Origin of the sequence: Marinobacter sp., assembly GCF_040904845.1 — a bacterium.
GTDB lineage: Bacteria > Pseudomonadota > Gammaproteobacteria > Pseudomonadales > Oleiphilaceae > Marinobacter.
This window is the reverse complement of record NZ_JBBDSR010000068.1, coordinates 56,345-71,712: the sequence shown is the minus strand read 5'-3', so window position 1 is coordinate 71,712 and position 15,368 is coordinate 56,345. Positions and strand designations below refer to the sequence as shown.

The 15,368-nt window shown below is 58.9% G+C and carries 20 protein-coding genes and 1 tRNA gene; 11 read left to right on the top strand and 10 right to left on the bottom strand.

The annotated features are described in order from the left end of the window. Positions 1-6: 6 nt before the first annotated feature. The 4 genes from bfr to WD429_RS08940 form a co-directional block, all read right to left on the bottom strand. Positions 7-483 (bottom strand): bacterioferritin, encoded by a 477-nt coding sequence (gene bfr / locus WD429_RS08955; RefSeq protein ID WP_368421830.1) that lies wholly within the window; start codon positions 481-483, stop codon positions 7-9. A 97-nt stretch (positions 484-580) separates the two neighbouring features. Continuing rightward, entirely contained in the window at positions 581-787 is a 207-nt protein-coding gene (locus WD429_RS08950) for a bacterioferritin-associated ferredoxin (RefSeq protein WP_317238060.1), read from the bottom strand. Positions 788-893: 106 nt separating this feature from the next. After that, a complete protein-coding gene (locus tag WD429_RS08945; protein ID WP_368421829.1) occupies positions 894-1,622 on the bottom strand; it encodes an LrgB family protein in 729 nt (242 codons plus the stop codon). Then, entirely contained in the window at positions 1,615-1,980 is a 366-nt protein-coding gene (locus WD429_RS08940; protein WP_368421828.1) for a CidA/LrgA family protein, read from the bottom strand. Before WD429_RS08940 ends, WD429_RS08945 begins: the two co-directional genes overlap by 8 nt. Positions 1,981-2,072: 92 nt before the next feature. Here WD429_RS08940 and WD429_RS08935 point away from each other — a divergent pair, with 92 nt between their 5' ends. Both WD429_RS08935 and WD429_RS08930 read left to right on the top strand, forming a co-directional pair. Next, positions 2,073-2,615 (top strand): YaeQ family protein, encoded by a 543-nt coding sequence (locus tag WD429_RS08935; protein ID WP_368421827.1) that lies wholly within the window; start codon positions 2,073-2,075, stop codon positions 2,613-2,615. 89 nt (positions 2,616-2,704) lie between these two features. Further along, positions 2,705-2,781 (top strand) — tRNA-Arg (locus WD429_RS08930). A gap of 192 nt (positions 2,782-2,973) precedes the next feature. On the opposite strand, the gene WD429_RS08925 is transcribed toward WD429_RS08930, so the two are convergent. Further along, positions 2,974-3,756: a crotonase/enoyl-CoA hydratase family protein gene (locus tag WD429_RS08925; RefSeq protein ID WP_368421826.1), complete on the bottom strand. Its 783-nt coding sequence runs from the start codon at positions 3,754-3,756 to the stop codon at positions 2,974-2,976. A 42-nt stretch (positions 3,757-3,798) separates the two neighbouring features. Beyond that, positions 3,799-4,191, bottom strand: coding sequence for a glutathione S-transferase N-terminal domain-containing protein (locus WD429_RS08920; RefSeq protein WP_368421825.1), 393 nt, complete (start codon positions 4,189-4,191; stop codon positions 3,799-3,801). A 202-nt stretch (positions 4,192-4,393) separates the two neighbouring features. Here WD429_RS08920 and WD429_RS08915 point away from each other — a divergent pair, with 202 nt between their 5' ends. The 7 genes from WD429_RS08915 to WD429_RS08885 all read left to right on the top strand — a co-directional run bounded on the left by WD429_RS08915 (position 4,394) and on the right by WD429_RS08885 (position 9,911). Then, positions 4,394-5,089, top strand: a complete 696-nt coding sequence (locus WD429_RS08915; RefSeq protein WP_368421824.1) for an ABC transporter permease — start codon at positions 4,394-4,396, stop codon at positions 5,087-5,089. After that, positions 5,082-5,792, top strand: coding sequence for an ATP-binding cassette domain-containing protein (locus tag WD429_RS08910; RefSeq protein WP_368421823.1), 711 nt, complete (start codon positions 5,082-5,084; stop codon positions 5,790-5,792). Before WD429_RS08915 ends, WD429_RS08910 begins: the two co-directional genes overlap by 8 nt. Before the next feature lie 99 nt (positions 5,793-5,891). Beyond that, the gene (locus WD429_RS08905) at positions 5,892-6,725 is read left to right on the top strand and encodes a substrate-binding domain-containing protein (RefSeq protein WP_368421822.1); all 834 of its coding nucleotides are present in this window, start codon (positions 5,892-5,894) and stop codon (positions 6,723-6,725) included. Continuing rightward, entirely contained in the window at positions 6,718-7,584 is an 867-nt protein-coding gene (gene fdhD, locus WD429_RS08900) for a formate dehydrogenase accessory sulfurtransferase FdhD (RefSeq protein ID WP_368421821.1), read from the top strand. Before WD429_RS08905 ends, fdhD begins: the two co-directional genes overlap by 8 nt. After that, a complete protein-coding gene (mobA, locus tag WD429_RS08895) occupies positions 7,577-8,164 on the top strand; it encodes a molybdenum cofactor guanylyltransferase MobA (RefSeq protein ID WP_368421820.1) in 588 nt (195 codons plus the stop codon). Before fdhD ends, mobA begins: the two co-directional genes overlap by 8 nt. Beyond that, complete coding sequence (gene mobB / locus WD429_RS08890; RefSeq protein WP_368421819.1) at positions 8,161-8,667, top strand: molybdopterin-guanine dinucleotide biosynthesis protein B; 507 nt, start codon at positions 8,161-8,163, stop codon at positions 8,665-8,667. The genes mobA and mobB overlap by 4 nt, the downstream gene beginning before the upstream one ends. Further along, on the top strand, positions 8,664-9,911 hold the full coding sequence (locus tag WD429_RS08885) for a molybdopterin-binding protein (protein WP_368421818.1): 1,248 nt from the start codon (positions 8,664-8,666) through the stop codon (positions 9,909-9,911). The genes mobB and WD429_RS08885 overlap by 4 nt, the downstream gene beginning before the upstream one ends. A gap of 15 nt (positions 9,912-9,926) precedes the next feature. On the opposite strand, the gene WD429_RS08880 is transcribed toward WD429_RS08885, so the two are convergent. Genes WD429_RS08880 through WD429_RS08865 form a run of 4 tightly spaced genes read right to left on the bottom strand, consistent with a single transcriptional unit; the run spans position 9,927 to position 13,959 of the window. Next, on the bottom strand, positions 9,927-10,403 hold the full coding sequence (locus WD429_RS08880; RefSeq protein WP_368421817.1) for a DUF6505 family protein: 477 nt from the start codon (positions 10,401-10,403) through the stop codon (positions 9,927-9,929). A gap of 10 nt (positions 10,404-10,413) precedes the next feature. Beyond that, positions 10,414-11,118 (bottom strand): biotin/lipoate--protein ligase family protein, encoded by a 705-nt coding sequence (locus tag WD429_RS08875; protein WP_368421816.1) that lies wholly within the window; start codon positions 11,116-11,118, stop codon positions 10,414-10,416. Further along, complete coding sequence (locus WD429_RS08870) at positions 11,115-11,960, bottom strand: Mrp/NBP35 family ATP-binding protein (RefSeq protein ID WP_368421815.1); 846 nt, start codon at positions 11,958-11,960, stop codon at positions 11,115-11,117. The genes WD429_RS08875 and WD429_RS08870 overlap by 4 nt, the downstream gene beginning before the upstream one ends. A gap of 19 nt (positions 11,961-11,979) precedes the next feature. Beyond that, on the bottom strand, positions 11,980-13,959 hold the full coding sequence (locus WD429_RS08865) for a 4Fe-4S binding protein (RefSeq protein WP_368421814.1): 1,980 nt from the start codon (positions 13,957-13,959) through the stop codon (positions 11,980-11,982). Between the two features lie 151 nt (positions 13,960-14,110). Between WD429_RS08865 and WD429_RS08860 the strand changes: the two genes are divergently transcribed. After that, positions 14,111-14,689, top strand: a complete 579-nt coding sequence (locus WD429_RS08860) for a DUF3305 domain-containing protein (RefSeq protein ID WP_368421813.1) — start codon at positions 14,111-14,113, stop codon at positions 14,687-14,689. Next, a complete protein-coding gene (locus tag WD429_RS08855) occupies positions 14,689-15,312 on the top strand; it encodes a DUF3306 domain-containing protein (protein WP_368421812.1) in 624 nt (207 codons plus the stop codon). Before WD429_RS08860 ends, WD429_RS08855 begins: the two co-directional genes overlap by 1 nt. Positions 15,313-15,368 lie beyond the last annotated feature (56 nt).

Below are 15,368 nucleotides of genomic sequence, written 5' to 3'. Positions count from 1 at the left end.
CGTTGGTTACTCCGCAGCAGCTGATTGCAGTTGAATGTAATTCTGAATGCCCATCTTAGACACCATATCCAGCTGGGTTTCCAGCCAATCGATGTGCTCTTCCTCACTGTCCAGAATGCTGCGGAACAGCTCACGGCTGGTGAAGTCCTGGACTTGCTCACAGTGAATAATGGCTTCTTTGAGGTCGGTGTGAGCGGTGTGCTCAAGCTTCAGGTCGCAGGCCAGCATCTCTTCAACATTCTCGCCGATCAGCAGCTTGTTGAGATCCTGAAGGTTCGGCAGGCCCTCGAGAAACAGAATGCGTTCGATCAGTTGATCGGCGTGTTTCATTTCATCAATGGACTCTTCGTATTCCTTGGCGGCCAGTTTGGTAATGCCCCAGTCCCGGTACATGCGGGAATGGAGAAAATACTGATTGATGGCGGTGAGCTCGTTGGCGAGCACCTTGTTCAGAAACTGGATGACTTTCTTGTCGCCTTTCATGACGGTTCTCCTTGCGTGGATAAGCTAACCCCACAAGGATAGCCCTTCACTCGGAGAGAAAAAATCACAAATGGGAATGGAACGCAGTAAAACCGGCTCAGGCAGGCTGAGCCAGCAGGTTTGCCATAGCCAGATAATCCGGCGTGCGGCTCTCGCGCAGTATTTCACGAGCGGTGCAGGCGCAGCGGCCACATTGAGTGCCCACGCCAAGTTCTTTGCCAAGCTGGCGCATGGAACTGATGCCGTTATCGGCAGCTTCACGGATTTCGCGGTCTGTTACGCCATGGCAAAGGCACACGTACATAAGGATCACTCACTGCAAATCGAAAGATAGTGATAATTATTGTTATTTGCATACCCGATTGCAAGCCCTGTGATCAAAAAATAACACTTCCTTACGCCAACCTGTTTCAGGCACCGATCCAGCGGAAGGCCAGCGGCAACATCAACGCCGTAAACACCCCGGTCAGCCCCATGCCAAGAGAGGCGAAGGCCCCGGCGGTCGAGCCCAGCTCGAATGCCCGCGCAGTGCCAATGGCGTGGCCGTTCAGCCCCAGCGCAAACCCGAGCACACGCTCATCGGAGACGGATAACCAGCGGGCCAGCAAGTCGACGAACAGTGTCGCGACCACACCGGTAATCAGCAGGCCGCCCATCATCAGTGACACAGACCCGCCTAGCTGCTCGGTAATGCCAATGGCGATGGGGGCTGTCACCGATTTGGGCGCAAGCGACGCCAGCACTTCCGGCGTTGCGCCCAACAAACCGGCAATCACCAACGCGTACACAGCGGCCAGAGTTGCCGCCAGCGGTAACGTGCACAAAATAGGCCGCCACAACGCGCGAATGTGATGCATCTGCTGATACAGCGGTACACCCAACGCGACGGTAGCCGGACCCAACAGGACCGTCAGCCACTGGGCTCCGGTGCGGTAGTCGCGAACATCAATCGGCAGCAGTGCCAGCGTTACGCTCAATAACATGGCGGACAACAACACCGGGGGTGCCCATATCGGCGATCCCATACGGCGAAAAATCCAGCTGCCGGATAAAAAGGCCCCCAGTGTCAGCGCAATCGCCAGCACCGGGCTGCTGGCAGGCGATTCCAGTAGCGTTTGCAGCACCGGCACATTATTCACGGTTCTGGTCCCCCGCCGACGGCTGAACAAACCGGTTCATCAGCCATAATGTGGTCAGCACACTGAGGAACGTACCGACCACCAACGCCAGCCCGATTGCGAGCCACTGCCCGGCGAAGGCGTCGCCCAGGAAAAACACACCCACCACTCCCGGCATGATCAACAGCACCAGCACCGAGATCAGCCCCTGGCTGGCCGCCGCGAGACTGTCACTGATGGTGCCGCGCAGCATCAATACCGCCGTTAGCAGAATCATACCGAGCACACCGCCACTGATCGGCAGCGAAAGGAGCAAGCGCAGGATTTCTCCCAGCACAAAAAAAGCCGATAAAACCAGAAAACCCCGTAACATTCCCATGGGCGATTTACTCTCTGTACACTGAATTGCATTACACTGTTGAACTGTCGCACGACCCGATACCGACCAGCCACACGAATACAGGAAGCCTCATGGCGCTTAAGGCCACTATTTTTAAAGCCACGCTAAACATCGCGGACATGGACCACCACTACTACGCGGACCACCAGCTCACCCTGGCCCGCCACCCGTCCGAAACCGATGAGCGGATGATGATCCGCCTGCTGGCGTTCGTGCTCAATGCCTCCGACAACCTGGAATTCACCAAGGGCCTGAGCACCGATGACGAACCAGAGCTGTGGCAGAAATCCCTGAGCGATAACATTGAGTTATGGATTGAGCTGGGACTGCCGGACGAAAGCCGGATACGCAAAGCCTGCAACCGCGCACGGCAGGTGATCCTTTATACCTATGGCGGCCGCGCTGTGCCACTGTGGTGGGACAAGTGCCGCAACAAACTGACCCGTTTCGACAACCTGACCATCATCAATCTGCCCCAGGCCCCGATCGAAGCCCTGGCCGGCATGGCCGAACGCGGCATGAATCTGCAGTGCTCCATCCAGGACGGTGAAATCAGCATAGGCAACGAACAAACCCTGGTGAACATCACCCCGGAGCCGCTGTACCCGACCTGAACAACAACCTGCCTCTGGGGCTGGACAGGCACCCCCTTCGCACGTAAGATTGCGCACTCGAAATCGACGCACCCATGCTCGATTTCATTCCGCCCGTAGCTCAGCTGGATAGAGCGCCGCCCTCCGGAGGCGGAGGTCAGAGGTTCGAATCCTCTCGGGCGGGCCATTATTGATTAATAATCAATGAGTTATGACTTTTAAAAGCCTTCCCCAGCTTCTATCACAACCGTATTCCCAACCGCACGAATCACCGCGATCGGTATTGGCAAGACCCCATAGATAACCTGCCGTAAAGAAGAAGCGTCCGTGTTATCGAAGCCCGGATGGTCCTGCAGCAATGCTATGCGATCGCCTCGCCTCAGTTATCGAATTGGCCATGTCGACCGGCTCCTTTGGCGAAACGGTCTGCACCAGCGATGGCTTCTTCGTAGACGATGGGGTAGCCCCGCTTCCCTTCGTTCTGAAGCGCGTCAGTCAGTGGGAGGTCCCATTGTCGATAAGCGGATGCTCGATCCGCCTTCATGCACTGCTGGGGAAATCCGGCAATCCTGGAGGCAAGCTCTTCGGCAGCACCCCGGGAAGATCCATCCGCCACCACCCGATTGGCAAGGCCGATCTGCAAGGCTTCCTGTGCGTACACGGGGCGCCCAGTGAGGATCATGTCCAGAGCGCGAGACTGCCCGACAACTCGTGGCAGACGAACGGTGCCTCCATCCACCAGAGGCACGCCCCAACGGCGACAGAACACCCCGAACACAGCAGACTCCTCGACGACCCGCATATCGCAAAGCAATGACAGCTCCAGCCCACCCGCGACGGCATAGCCGGACACCGCCGCGATGACCGGTTTGCTCAACATCATCCGGGTCGGTCCCATGGGGCCGGGTCCGTGGCCTTCGGGGTCGACCACATTACGAGTTTCCGGGTCACTCATCGCGCTGAGGTCGGCACCGGCACAGAAGGTGCCGTTTGCTCCCCAAAGTACCGCAACCCTCATCTGATCGTCGGCTTCAAATCGTTCAAACGCCTCACGCAATGCCTCGGCGGTTTGTTGGTCAACGGCATTTTTCTTGTCGGGTCGGTCAAGAATAATCGTGCAAACCTGACCATTTTTCTCTACTCGTACCGGGCGACTGTCCACGAGCTGCTCTCCCATTGTTACTTTTCAGGATTCGGCTCGTCACTATGCCGGCTCGAATCGTTCCTGCAGCCATGCCTTGATCTCGGCGGACTCGTACAGCCAGCGCTCACTGCCATCATCCTGAGGAATCCTCAGGCAAGGCACTTTGATGTGGCCGCCACCGGCCTCCAGCGCCGCACGGTGCTGCGAGTCATGCTGGGCATCGCGGGTTTCGATGTTCAGGCCAAGTCGAGCGATTTCCTTCCGCACCTTGATGCAGAACGGGCAGGCGCTGAACTGGTAAAGAGCGAGATGTTTGCTGGCCTCGTCGGCGAGGGCCTGTTCTTCAGTGGTGCGGGGCACGCTTTTAGGCGTGCTGAGCTTCTCGCTGAGCAACATGAAGGGTGTCAGAACGAGGCGCAGGGTGCGGAAAAAATAACGGATAATAACTCTCATGGAAACGGTTCAAACTCCGGATTGAGGGTGGCCTGCCAAGTGTCGGCATTCAGACTTGATTCAGGCATTGGATAGTGGCCCACAAGGGTATCACTTCATCCGGCCGAGCGCGCGCCGGCTTGACTCCACGCCCAGCCCTTGCGAATCTGCGGCAAACAGCGTTCAATCTCCGCTTCACTATCGCAGGACCGCACTAACAACAATGAGCGCTTTGGCCGAAGCATTCCGACTGATTATTACGCTTGACGCAGATCTATTCGAAATTCTCTGGCTGTCCATGCGCGTCAGCCTGATCGCACTGGCGATTGCCGCAGTCATCAGCTTACCGCTGGGGACCTGGCTGGCGATCACCCGGTTTCCGGGCCGTAAGTTCTGCATTCTTGTGCTGAATGCCCTGATGGGCATGCCGCCGGTGGTTGTCGGTTTGCTGGTGTATCTGCTGCTGTCGCGGTCCGGCCCACTAGGCTGGATGGGCCTGCTGTATACGCCCACGGCGATGATCATCGCCCAGGTGGTGTTGATCACGCCGATTATTGCGGCGCTTTCCAATCAGGTCATCGAGAACCTCCATCAGGAATACCACGATACCTTCTATTCAATGGGCATCACCGGACGCCGTGCAATCGTGGCCTATCTGGTCGACGCTCGCTATGCGCTGACCACCTGCATCCTGGCAGGCTTTGGCCGGGCCATCGCCGAGGTCGGTGCCGTGATCATCGTCGGCGGCAACATTGACCACCTCACCCGCGTGATGACCACCGCCATCGCGCTGGAAACGTCCAAGGGCAACCTGACCCTTGCTTTAGCCCTGGGCGCAGTACTGCTCGCGCTTTCCTTGCTGGTTAATGCACTGGTGATCGCCGTCCGTGAATACGCTGCGAAGCGCCAATATGCCTAGTTCACTTCTGCCCATAAAAATCAGCAACCTGCACCTGACCAAAGGTGATCGAGCCGTGCTGGCGAGTGTCAGCCTGATCATTGACGACCCCGGAATCACCGTGATCATGGGTCCCAATGGCGCGGGCAAAACCTTGCTGCTTCGCTGTTTGCACGGGCTGATCAAACCGGATCGGGGGCAAATCACATTGGCTGATCAGGGGGTAACTGGCAGCCGCGACCGGCAAGCCATGGTGTTCCAGCATCCGGTATTGCTGCGCCGGACGGCCCTCCAAAATCTGGCTTTTGCAGCCCCTGAGCTTGCCAAATCAAGGCCACAACAATTAATTGACGCGCTGGCGTCCGTGCACCTGGCTGATCGGGCGGACCAACCGGCGCGTATGTTATCAGGGGGAGAACAACAAAGACTTGCACTGGCGCGTGCCTTGCTAACCAAGCCCGATCTTCTGCTATTGGACGAGGCAACCGCCAGTCTTGACCCGGCATCGGTACTGTTGATTGAATCCCTGGTCAAATCCCAGAGCGCCAGCGGCACCAAAATCATTCTGGTCAGCCACGACCAAAGTCAGGCTCGACGGCTGGCCGACGATGTCGTATTTATGTCAGGTGGGCAGGTCGCCGAGCAGAGTCCGGCGAACCGGTTTTTTTCTGCTCCCGGAACCCCGGCCGCCAAGGCCTATCTGGCCGGCGAAATCCTGTTGTAAGGTTTGAGTAGGGGCAATTAAGGGATTTCCTGCAGGCAAGGTGGCCGAATCGATCTAAAAATCTATAAAAACTAAGAACCTATAAAAAAGAGTACGGCTATGAAGTACCTCATCGTTCTGGTTACGCTTACATTCAGTACTCACCTGATTGCCGACACCATTATTGTTCAGTCGACCACATCCACCCAGAACAGTGGCCTGTATGACTACCTGTTTCCGATCCTGAAGAAAGAAACCGGTGTTCAGGTCAACGTCGTCGCGGTGGGCACCGGGCAAGCCATTAAAAATACCATGCGCTGCGATGGTGATGTGCTACTGGTTCATGCCAAATCGGACGAAGAAATCTTTGTGGCCGAAGGCTATGGTAAATACCGTCAGGACCTGATGTACAACGACTTTATTATTATCGGGCCGAAAGCCGATCCGGCAAAGATTGCAGACGCCCCTGATGCCATTGAAGCCCTGCAGCGCATCCGGCAAGCGGGCGCGAAATTTGCCTCACGGGGCGATGATTCCGGCACCCACAAAACAGAACGCTCATTGTGGCAGGCGGCAGATATCGACCCTGAACCCGGATCCGGTCAATGGTATCTTGAAACTGGCAGCGGCATGGGATCAACCCTTAACACCGGCGTGGGCCTTGGTGCCTACGTGCTGACCGACAGGGCCACCTGGATTGCCTTTGCCAACAAACAGGACAGTGCTATTTTATTCGAGGGCAAGCCCGCACTCTTCAACCAATACGGCATCATTCCCGTAAATGCGGACAAGTGCCCCAGCACCAATCACAAAGCCGCAGAAACCTTTACGCAATGGTTGTTGTCTGAAACCGGGCAGGCTGCGATTGCCGCCTACCGGGTAAAAGGCCAGCAGCTGTTTTTTCCCAACGCCAACCAGGCGGAACAGGCACGGCTGAGTCAGAATAATGATTAACACTCTGCTACCCAACCCGACCGACCCCAGGCTGTCACGCACGGTCGAGGGCGTGGATGAAAACGGCCAATCGAAGGCGATCAGCGTCATCGAAGAGCGCCCCCTGACCATCTACCTGAACAGTCAGGAGATTGTCACCGCCATGACCATCGGCGACCACCCGGAATACCTGGCGCTCGGCTTCCTGCTGAACCAGGGCATGCTGGGCAAGGCCGACCAGGTCACCGGCATTGATTTCGACGAAGAGCTGGAAGTGGTGGTGGTCCGCACGGCCGGAACAACCAACGTCGAGGACAAACTGGAGAAAAAAACCCGCACCTCCGGCTGCGCCGTGGGAACCGTGTTCGGCGACATGATGGCCGGGCTGGATGGGCTGCAGCTGCCAGACACCCCGGTGCACACCAGCACTTTTTATGATCTGTCGTACCAGATTAACCACACCCCCAGCCTGTACATGGAAACCGGTGCCATTCACGGCACGGCCCTGTGCCAGGGGCTTGAGGTTCTGGCCTATATGGAGGACGTCGGGCGCCACAATGCGGTGGACAAAATCGCGGGCTGGATGCGCCTGAACGAGGTTTCGGCGGCCGACAAAGTGCTTTACACCACCGGCCGCCTGACTTCCGAAATGGTCATCAAAACCGCGCTGATGGGCATTCCCACCCTGATCAGCCGGTCCGGCTTCACCGCCTGGGGGGTCGATATCGCACAACAGGTGGGGCTGACTCTCATCGGGCGGATGCGGGGCAAGAAATTCACCTGCCTGAGCGGCCAGCACCGCCTGGTGTACGATCAGGACCTGTCGCAGATTCCGGATGACGACAAGAAAATGCGTCGCAAAGGAGCCCAGCATGACTGAATGCGCCGTGATTCTGGCCGGCGGCCAGGCGAACCGGATGGGCGGTGGTGACAAAGGCCGGTTGATGCTGGGTGATCAGTCGTTGATTCATCGGGTGATCGAGCGGATTTCGCCGCAGGTTGACTCTATCGTACTGAACGCCAACGGCGACCTGAGCCGTTTTGACGATCTGGGTCTGCCCGTAGTCGCAGATTCGGTCGCCGGTTTTCCCGGCCCGCTGGCAGGCGTGCTCGCGGGCATGGACTGGGCGGCGGAACAGGGGCATGAATGGCTGATCAGTGTGGCAGCCGATACCCCGTCCTTTCCCCTGGATCTGGCCGCGCGACTGGCCGAGGGCGATACCCCGGTCGTGCTGGCGGCCACACCCGATCCGGAACGGGGCCGACTGCCGCAGCCGACCTTTGGCCGCTGGCAGGTCGCTTTGCGGGACGATTTGAGAGCCGCCCTGAACGACGGCGTGCGCAAGATTCGCCAATGGACCCAGGCCAAAGGCGAGTCACTGGTGGTATTCGGCCCGGACGACTTTTTCAACATCAACACCCCGGAAGACCTGGCCTGGGCGGAGCAGCATTTACGATGAACGTAATCGGAATAGTCGGCTGGAAAAACTGTGGCAAAACCACCCTGGCCAGCGCCCTGATTCGCGAACTGTCCGGCCGTGGCCTGACCGTCAATTCCGTCAAACACGCCCATCATGGGGTGGATGTCGACCAGCCTGATACGGACAGTTTCAAACACCGTGAAGCCGGTGCCCGCGAGGTTATTCTGGCGGGTGGGCAACGGTTCGCCATCATGCACGAACTGCGCAGCGAAGAAGAGCCAGCGCTCGATGAGTTACTGGCCCGGCTGGGTCCCTGCGACTGGGTAGTGGTCGAGGGCTTCAAAGCCCACTCACACCCCAAGATCGAAGTGCACCGGCAGGCTTGCGAGCGAGCACCGTTATTTCCCAACGACGCCAGCATCGTTGCGGTAGTGGCTGACTACGATGCGGATTTCCCGGGCCCTGTTTTTACCCTGAACGATGTCTCCGGGATAGCTGACTTTGTGCTCAGCCCGGAAGAATTCCTGGTAGGCGAATCATGAAGGCGCTTCGCAACGACTGCTTTGCCCTGCCCCCCGGCGTGAACTGGACGCCGGTGGACGAAGCCCTGGAACGGTTGCGGTCACGATTGCATCCGGTGGTGGGCGTGGACCAGGGCGTGCCCTTATCACAGGCCAATGGCCGGATACTGGCGCGTGATGTCTACGCCCCCCGCGCCCATCCTCCAAGCAGCAATTCGGCAGTGGACGGCTACGCGTTCGCCGGGCCGGTGACTGACGTACCCTGCACCCTGCCGCTGGTTGATGGCCGCAGTGCCGCCGGGGAGCCTTACGTCGGGCAGGTGCCAGCCGGCCATGCCATCCGCATTCTGACCGGCGCGGTGATTCCCGCAGGAACGGATACAGTGGTCCTGGAAGAAGACTGTGACCTCATCGACGGTCAACTGCACCTGAACGGCACCCTGAAAGCGGGGGCCAACGCGCGGCAAGCCGGTGAGGATATTCAGGCGCAGGATCGAATCCTGACAGCGTCCACTCGCCTGACCCCCACCCAGATTTCGGTTCTCGCCAGTGTGGGTGTGGCATCGGTGGATGTTTACCAGCGGCTACGAGTTGGCGTGCTATCAACCGGCGATGAAGTGAAACCCGTCGGCTCTGCCGTCACCGACTGGCAGATCTACGACGCCAACCGCCCGATGCTCAGTGCCCTGGTGACACAGCTTGACTATGAACTGGTGGACCTCGGCCATGCGCTGGACCGGGCAGAAGACGTCAAGGCAGCGCTGGAGCGCGGTGCGGAACAATGCGACCTGGTCCTGACCAGCGGCGGTGTGTCTGCCGGCGACGAAGATCATGTCTCGAAAACCCTGAAAGCCCATGGGGACATCAGCAACTGGCGTATCGCCATCAAACCGGGCCGCCCTCTGGCGCTGGCCATGTTTCATGGAACCCCTGTCGTGGGCCTGCCGGGCAACCCCGTAGCCGCCTGGGTCTGCGCCCTGCGTTTTGGCGCGCCGGCCATGGCGCTGTTAGCCGGGGCCAAATGGTTCGAACCCCAGAGCTATGATGTGCCCGCCAACTTCACCAAGAACAAGAAACCCGGGCGCAGCGAAATGTTGCGGGCGCGGGTTCGTGATGGAAAGGTGGACGTCTTCGGCTCCGAAGGCTCGGGGCGGGTGACCGGTCTGGCCTGGTCCGAGGGTCTGGTGGAGCTGGATGAAAGTGCCCGGCAGATTGAGCCGGGCACTCCGGTGCGGTTTATTCCCTACGCCAGTTTCGGCCTCTGATTCCTGCGGGCAACGTTATTCAACGTGGCCATGGACGGCAAACGCTTCCAGCGAGGCATCCTGCGGGGCCCGGGAGCGGTAGGTTTCCTCGACCCCAAGATCACTCAGCGTGCGGCTGACCATCAGCAGCGTGTTCTCGTCAAAGTCTTCGCACATGGTGCGCATCTGGTCGATTTCTTCGCTGGCGACGGGGTAGGCGGCGTCCATATCCGGCGCGCCGTAATGCTCGACAAAGGTCTGCGCCAGTGTCTTGCGCAGCTGTTCCAGTTCGGCGTCGGTGATCTGGCAGACGCCCACAAAACTGGCGCGGCCGCCGGATTCTATGCTGTACCAACCGTTGGTGAAGGCTTGGCGGGCCTTGCCTTTCAGGCTTGCTTCGGTCCAGTTGGAAAACTCGAAACCCCCGGAAATGGCCCACTCGCCGCTGGGTGCCGGCAGGTTGTATACGTTCTCGTCGGATATATCCAGTCGCAGGGTACGAGCCAGTTTCATAGGTGCTCCTTCATAGGTGCTCTGCGAATTCGATCAGGCTAACGGTTTCGGTCATCACATCCTGGCGCAACAGCATTCTGCCTTTTTCGTCCAGCCCCACAAACACGCCCGGCCTGGGGTAGTCGAGCATTTTGCCCAAGGTGTCACAGCGTGGCCGCCATTCGTTGTGCACGCGCTGGAATCCGCTGTCCAGAAAATAAGTCAGCCACAGCAGCGTGTGCTTGGACCAGCTTTCCAGAAGCGCCATGGGTTCTATCTCGCCGCAACCTTCATCGAGCAGGCAGGTCTGATTCGGGTTGGTTCCCGGCTCGTCGCTCTCCGGTATAAAGGGAATATCAATACCAATAACCAGCCAGTTGGGCGTCGCCTTGGGGTCTGACACATCTGCAGCATAACGAACGCCGCCGCAGACTGCGCCATTCACCTTGATACGATCAGGCCATTGGAAATGCACGGGCACCTCGGGTGGTGCCAGTGCACCGAGACTCTCGGCCAGCCCAATCTGCGCCACATAAACCGCCAGAATCGCCTCTTCCAAGGGCGTTTCCGGTGCCAGCACCAGGGCCGCCCGCAAGGTGTCTCCAGCCTCAGAGTAGAAAATGGTACCGGAATCAACCCCGGCAATGGCCTGGCTGACGGCCTTGCTGAACGGGTCCGTGTTTCTAGGCACCACTTCGCCCGTCAGCAGCGGCGGAAATTGCGGTGACTGCATCATAGGATGGCCCGGGCGTAGGCGTCAGAGGCAACGATTTCATCAGCAATGCGCTGGAAAGACCGGGACTGGGGGCTGTCCGGCTTTGACACCACAATCGGAACACCACCGTCGGAACCGACACGGATATCCAGGTCCAGTGGAATCTCACCCAGGAAGGGGGCACCCAGTTTTTCGGCCTCGGCTTTGGCACCGCCGGAACCGAACGGGTGGTGTTGCTTGCCGCAGCCGTCGCAAACAAACGACGCCATGTTTTCAATAATCCCCATCAACGGAACGTCCATCCGGTTGAACATATCAATGCCCTTGCGGGCGTCCATCAGCGCAATATCCTGGGGTGTGGACACCACAATGGCACCGGCCACAAAAAACTTCTGGCTCAAGGTCATCTGAACGTCACCGGTGCCCGGGGGCAAATCCACCAGCAACACATCCAGCCGGCCCCAGTCGACCTGATTCATCATCTGCTCAAGCGCCCCCATCAGCATGGGCCCGCGCCAGACAATGGCTTCACCATCCGGGGCCATCAGCCCCAGCGACATCAGGGTGACGCCGTGATTGCGCAGGGGCAGGATGGTGTGTCCGTCGGGGCTGGACGGTCGCCCGGAAACCCCCATCATACGGGGCTGGCTGGGGCCGTAGACGTCGGCATCCAGCAGACCCACCTTGAGGCCTTTCGAGGCCAGCGCGACCGCCAGGTTCGACGACACCGTGGACTTGCCAACCCCGCCCTTGCCGGAGGCAATGGCAATAATACGATCAATGCCCTTGGGATTTTTATCCTGCGGCCGGGGCGCATCCGTGCCGATCAGATTGCTTTTATCGGCGTTTACATATTCAACCATGATTTATCCTGTTTAGATTTCAGCTGTCCAGGTAATCGTCACTGGTGCGCACCCGAGGCCGCTGCCCGCCTGCCATGGGCGCGTTATCCCCGTGAAACTGGGCTTTGACCCGGCAGTTGTCACACATCTTGATAAGCTGCACGTTATCAGAGTTGGTGTACATCCAGTGCTGGTTTTCCAGCTTTTCAACGATCCGGTTGATGGTGCTGGCAACACCGAAGGGGGTACCACACTGGACACATTCGAACGGTTCCTCGCCGTGCAGGGCCCGTGCACTCAGTGCGTCCTTGGACAGATCCAACTGGGGTTTGAGGGTAATGGCGGTCTCCGGACAGGTGCTTTCGCAGATGCCACACTGCACACAGGCGTTCTCGGTGAACTGAACTTCCGGCCGGTCCGGGTGATCGCCCAGGGCACCGGTGGGGCACAGTGACACGCAAGCCAGGCAGAGCGTGCATTTGTCGGAATCAATCTCAATGGCACCGTAGGGCGCGCCTGCTGGTAAGGGAATCGGCGCGTCGACGTTGTCCGCCATCGCCGTGGCCGTAACCCGGGTGATGTCCCGGCGGCCGCCAACCAGCAGAACTGGCTCGCTCACCCGGCCGGTGTTGTCGCCCGCGGCACTGAGCTGGTCGACCGAAATCACCCGCACCCGGTCAGGTGCGTTGTGGGTGCCCACGAGCATGGCCCGCGCCAGCTCTACTTCGGCGGTGAGGGCTTCCCGGTCAGTCTCGCTATCGGCCAGAATCAATACTTCGGCGTAACCCGCTCCAAACGCGGCCATGATCTCGGCGTGGCCGACACGGTCAACGTGATCCAGCCCCATCGGGATCAGGTCGTCTGCCAGGCCGTTGCCGTATCGCGCCAAATGGGAGATCGCATCGTAACCCTCTCCCAGGGTGTGAAAAACCAGGCGCGGCGATTCGCTGGTGTGCTCGCGATAGGTTTTCGCCATGACGTCTACCGCCTGGGTCAGGGACTCGTACGGGCTCTCGTTCATGGTTACCGCGGAGGTCGGGCAAACCGCCGCGCAGGAACCGCAGCCGGCGCAGATGTCGGAATCGATCTGCACATGTTCCCCGAACGAGAAAATCGCCTCGGTGGGGCAAACATCCAGGCAACGGGTACAGCCGGGTTTGTTGGCCCGGGAGTGGGCGCAAAGAGAAGGTTCAAGGTTAAAATAAACCGTTTTCTCAAACTCCCCCACCCGTTCCCGGGCGGTCAGGGCGATACGCTCCAACTCCCCGGGCTTGGACAGATCGGCCCAGAAATAGCCGTTGCGTTTCTGGTGGCTGGGAAACGCCGGTTCGCCGCCACGCAGGTCGATAAACACGTCGCACTCGCTGCTGACCGTGGGTTTGACCTCGCCATAACCAAGGGCACCACGACCAGTGGGATTCAGCGCCTGCAACTGGGCAAATTCCAGCTTGAAGTTGCCCAACGCGCCGTAAGCCGAGGTCAAACGTCCCCGCGCCACATCGTAGCTGGCAGAGGGAAGCTGTATGGGCCCCGCATCGTTGACAATACAAGTGACGCCCAGTTCGTCCTGCACCAGTTCGGCCATCCGGACGGCTTGATCGGTGGGGCCGACGATGCAACACACACCGCTGGACTGAATGACTTTGGCCGGCGTAATGGGTCCCGGCAATTGCGATGCAGCAAGCAGAGCGGCCTGTTTGGCGTGCAGGCCATCGGGCCTGGCATCCGGTGCACTCCAGCCCGCGCGATCGCGAATATCAATGGTATTCAGGGGCGCAGCATGCCCGGTTTCAGCAACCAGGTCCTCACCCAGGCGCTCAAACAAAGCCGCCTGCTGGCCGCAGGCAATCAGCACATCATCGCTGCCACTCAGGTGCTCCACGGCGGTTTTCATTTCCTTGCCGCACAGCTGGTCAACCGCGACCACCTGCTCCGCTGCCGCCGCAGCCTGCAGAGCTTCGGGGCTGAGCGACTGGGTTCTGTCGCAGGAACATATCAGTAGGGTCTTGGGTGCACTCATCAGGAAAATTACTCGTTTAATTGTATTTATACGTACGAATTTCCAATATTACTCACGGAGCATGCCACAGCCGTTTGCGGTTCGACAATTGGATAATTGGCTAAGAGCCCAAACCCTGCTAGCGTCAAATGACAAGAAAAAGAGAAACGCTATGAGCCGTCGTACAGAGAGTTGGAAACGCGAATTACAAATCGGTGCCGTCGTCCAGCGTTCCCCCGGCGTGACCCGGTGGGCACGGGATATCTGGAAGCCGGTGGCGGTGATACCCGGCGCACCGGATACCTTCTGGAAAGAGATGGTCCGCAATGGCGAGGTGGTCGAATACCACGCCGGTACGGTCACCATGGAGCTATTTCGCGCCGATGTCGAAGGCTATCTGGTATCCCTGAACATGGAAGTCCCCTCGGTATGGGTGATCATGGACAGGGACCAGGCGGGCCAATCGCCATCAGGCTGGATCGTCAGCGCCATTACCGCCAATGCCCACGAAGCGCTGGACTCTCTGGACAGTGGCGAGAGCATTGTCGAACCCGTACCAATTCCGGAGTCTCTGGCCGCCTGGATAAAAGAATTCATCGACATGCACTACATCGCAGAGCCCTTCAAGAAACGCCGCCGTGACAACGTCCATGTCGATGCCGTCGAGGACGGCAAAGGCGATGCCCGCATTCGCCAGCAGGCGGACGTATTCCGTTCGCCGTCCAGCATCAAAAAACCGAGGGTGCACTGATGGCTGAATCCCGCTTACAGCGCTGGGCGCGCAAAAAAACCGAAGTCCGTCAGGAAACCGATCCGGCTGTTTCTTCGCCTGTCGAAGCCGAGAAAAATCCCGAGGAGCCGCAACTCGCCATTGAGGAGCAAGAGCTCACCGTCAATGAAGCCCTACCCGAAGAAGCGCTGCTTGAAAAATACCACTTACCCGCCCCCGAAAGCATCGAACTGGGCACCGACATTACTGGGTTCATGCGTAAAGAGATTCCTGAATTCCTGCGCCGGAAAGCTCTGCGGGCCCTGTGGAGGTCCAACCCTGTTCTCGCCGTACTGGACGGCCTGAATGATTACGATGAAGATTTTACCAGCGCGGCCACGGCTACCACGGGAGTCAAGACTCTGTACAAGGTGGGCCAGGGTCTGATCGACAGATCGGCAAAAGCCGAGAAAGAGCCGGCCGACGCAGAGCCGACTGAAGCACAACCGGTGGAACAGACCGAAGCTACAGAAAAGCCCGGGCCTGACAATGCTCCTGAGTTTTTGAACAGAACCCAGGCCCCGGAACCAATCGAGACCGGCGCGGAGCCCACGCATGCTGAAACAGCACCGCGCTACCGCCCCAGAATGCGTTTTGATTATTGAGCCAGTAGTCAGAGTCTATGTTGCACTCAAGCTGAATCGCGACTATAAATTAAAGA

What these genes read in the sequence shown, in the direction of transcription:
- WD429_RS08950 (WP_317238060.1), bottom strand. Translation starts at nt 787, where the DNA reads ATGTACGTGTGCCTTTGCCATGGCGTAACAGACCGCGAAATCCGTGAA.
- WD429_RS08920 (WP_368421825.1), bottom strand. Translation starts at nt 4,191, where the DNA reads ATGAGAGTTATTATCCGTTATTTTTTCCGCACCCTGCGCCTCGTTCTG.
- WD429_RS08935 (WP_368421827.1), top strand. Translation starts at nt 2,073, where the DNA reads ATGGCGCTTAAGGCCACTATTTTTAAAGCCACGCTAAACATCGCGGAC.
- fdhD (WP_368421821.1), top strand. Translation starts at nt 6,718, where the DNA reads ATGATTAACACTCTGCTACCCAACCCGACCGACCCCAGGCTGTCACGC.
- WD429_RS08910 (WP_368421823.1), top strand. Translation starts at nt 5,082, where the DNA reads ATGCCTAGTTCACTTCTGCCCATAAAAATCAGCAACCTGCACCTGACC.
- mobB (WP_368421819.1), top strand. Translation starts at nt 8,161, where the DNA reads ATGAACGTAATCGGAATAGTCGGCTGGAAAAACTGTGGCAAAACCACC.
- WD429_RS08855 (WP_368421812.1), top strand. Translation starts at nt 14,689, where the DNA reads ATGGCTGAATCCCGCTTACAGCGCTGGGCGCGCAAAAAAACCGAAGTC.
- WD429_RS08860 (WP_368421813.1), top strand. Translation starts at nt 14,111, where the DNA reads ATGAGCCGTCGTACAGAGAGTTGGAAACGCGAATTACAAATCGGTGCC.
- WD429_RS08880 (WP_368421817.1), bottom strand. Translation starts at nt 10,403, where the DNA reads ATGAAACTGGCTCGTACCCTGCGACTGGATATATCCGACGAGAACGTA.
- mobA (WP_368421820.1), top strand. Translation starts at nt 7,577, where the DNA reads ATGACTGAATGCGCCGTGATTCTGGCCGGCGGCCAGGCGAACCGGATG.
- bfr (WP_368421830.1), bottom strand. Translation starts at nt 483, where the DNA reads ATGAAAGGCGACAAGAAAGTCATCCAGTTTCTGAACAAGGTGCTCGCC.
- WD429_RS08865 (WP_368421814.1), bottom strand. Translation starts at nt 13,959, where the DNA reads ATGAGTGCACCCAAGACCCTACTGATATGTTCCTGCGACAGAACCCAG.
- WD429_RS08940 (WP_368421828.1), bottom strand. Translation starts at nt 1,980, where the DNA reads ATGGGAATGTTACGGGGTTTTCTGGTTTTATCGGCTTTTTTTGTGCTG.
- WD429_RS08875 (WP_368421816.1), bottom strand. Translation starts at nt 11,118, where the DNA reads ATGATGCAGTCACCGCAATTTCCGCCGCTGCTGACGGGCGAAGTGGTG.
- WD429_RS08870 (WP_368421815.1), bottom strand. Translation starts at nt 11,960, where the DNA reads ATGGTTGAATATGTAAACGCCGATAAAAGCAATCTGATCGGCACGGAT.
- WD429_RS08905 (WP_368421822.1), top strand. Translation starts at nt 5,892, where the DNA reads ATGAAGTACCTCATCGTTCTGGTTACGCTTACATTCAGTACTCACCTG.
- WD429_RS08885 (WP_368421818.1), top strand. Translation starts at nt 8,664, where the DNA reads ATGAAGGCGCTTCGCAACGACTGCTTTGCCCTGCCCCCCGGCGTGAAC.
- WD429_RS08915 (WP_368421824.1), top strand. Translation starts at nt 4,394, where the DNA reads ATGAGCGCTTTGGCCGAAGCATTCCGACTGATTATTACGCTTGACGCA.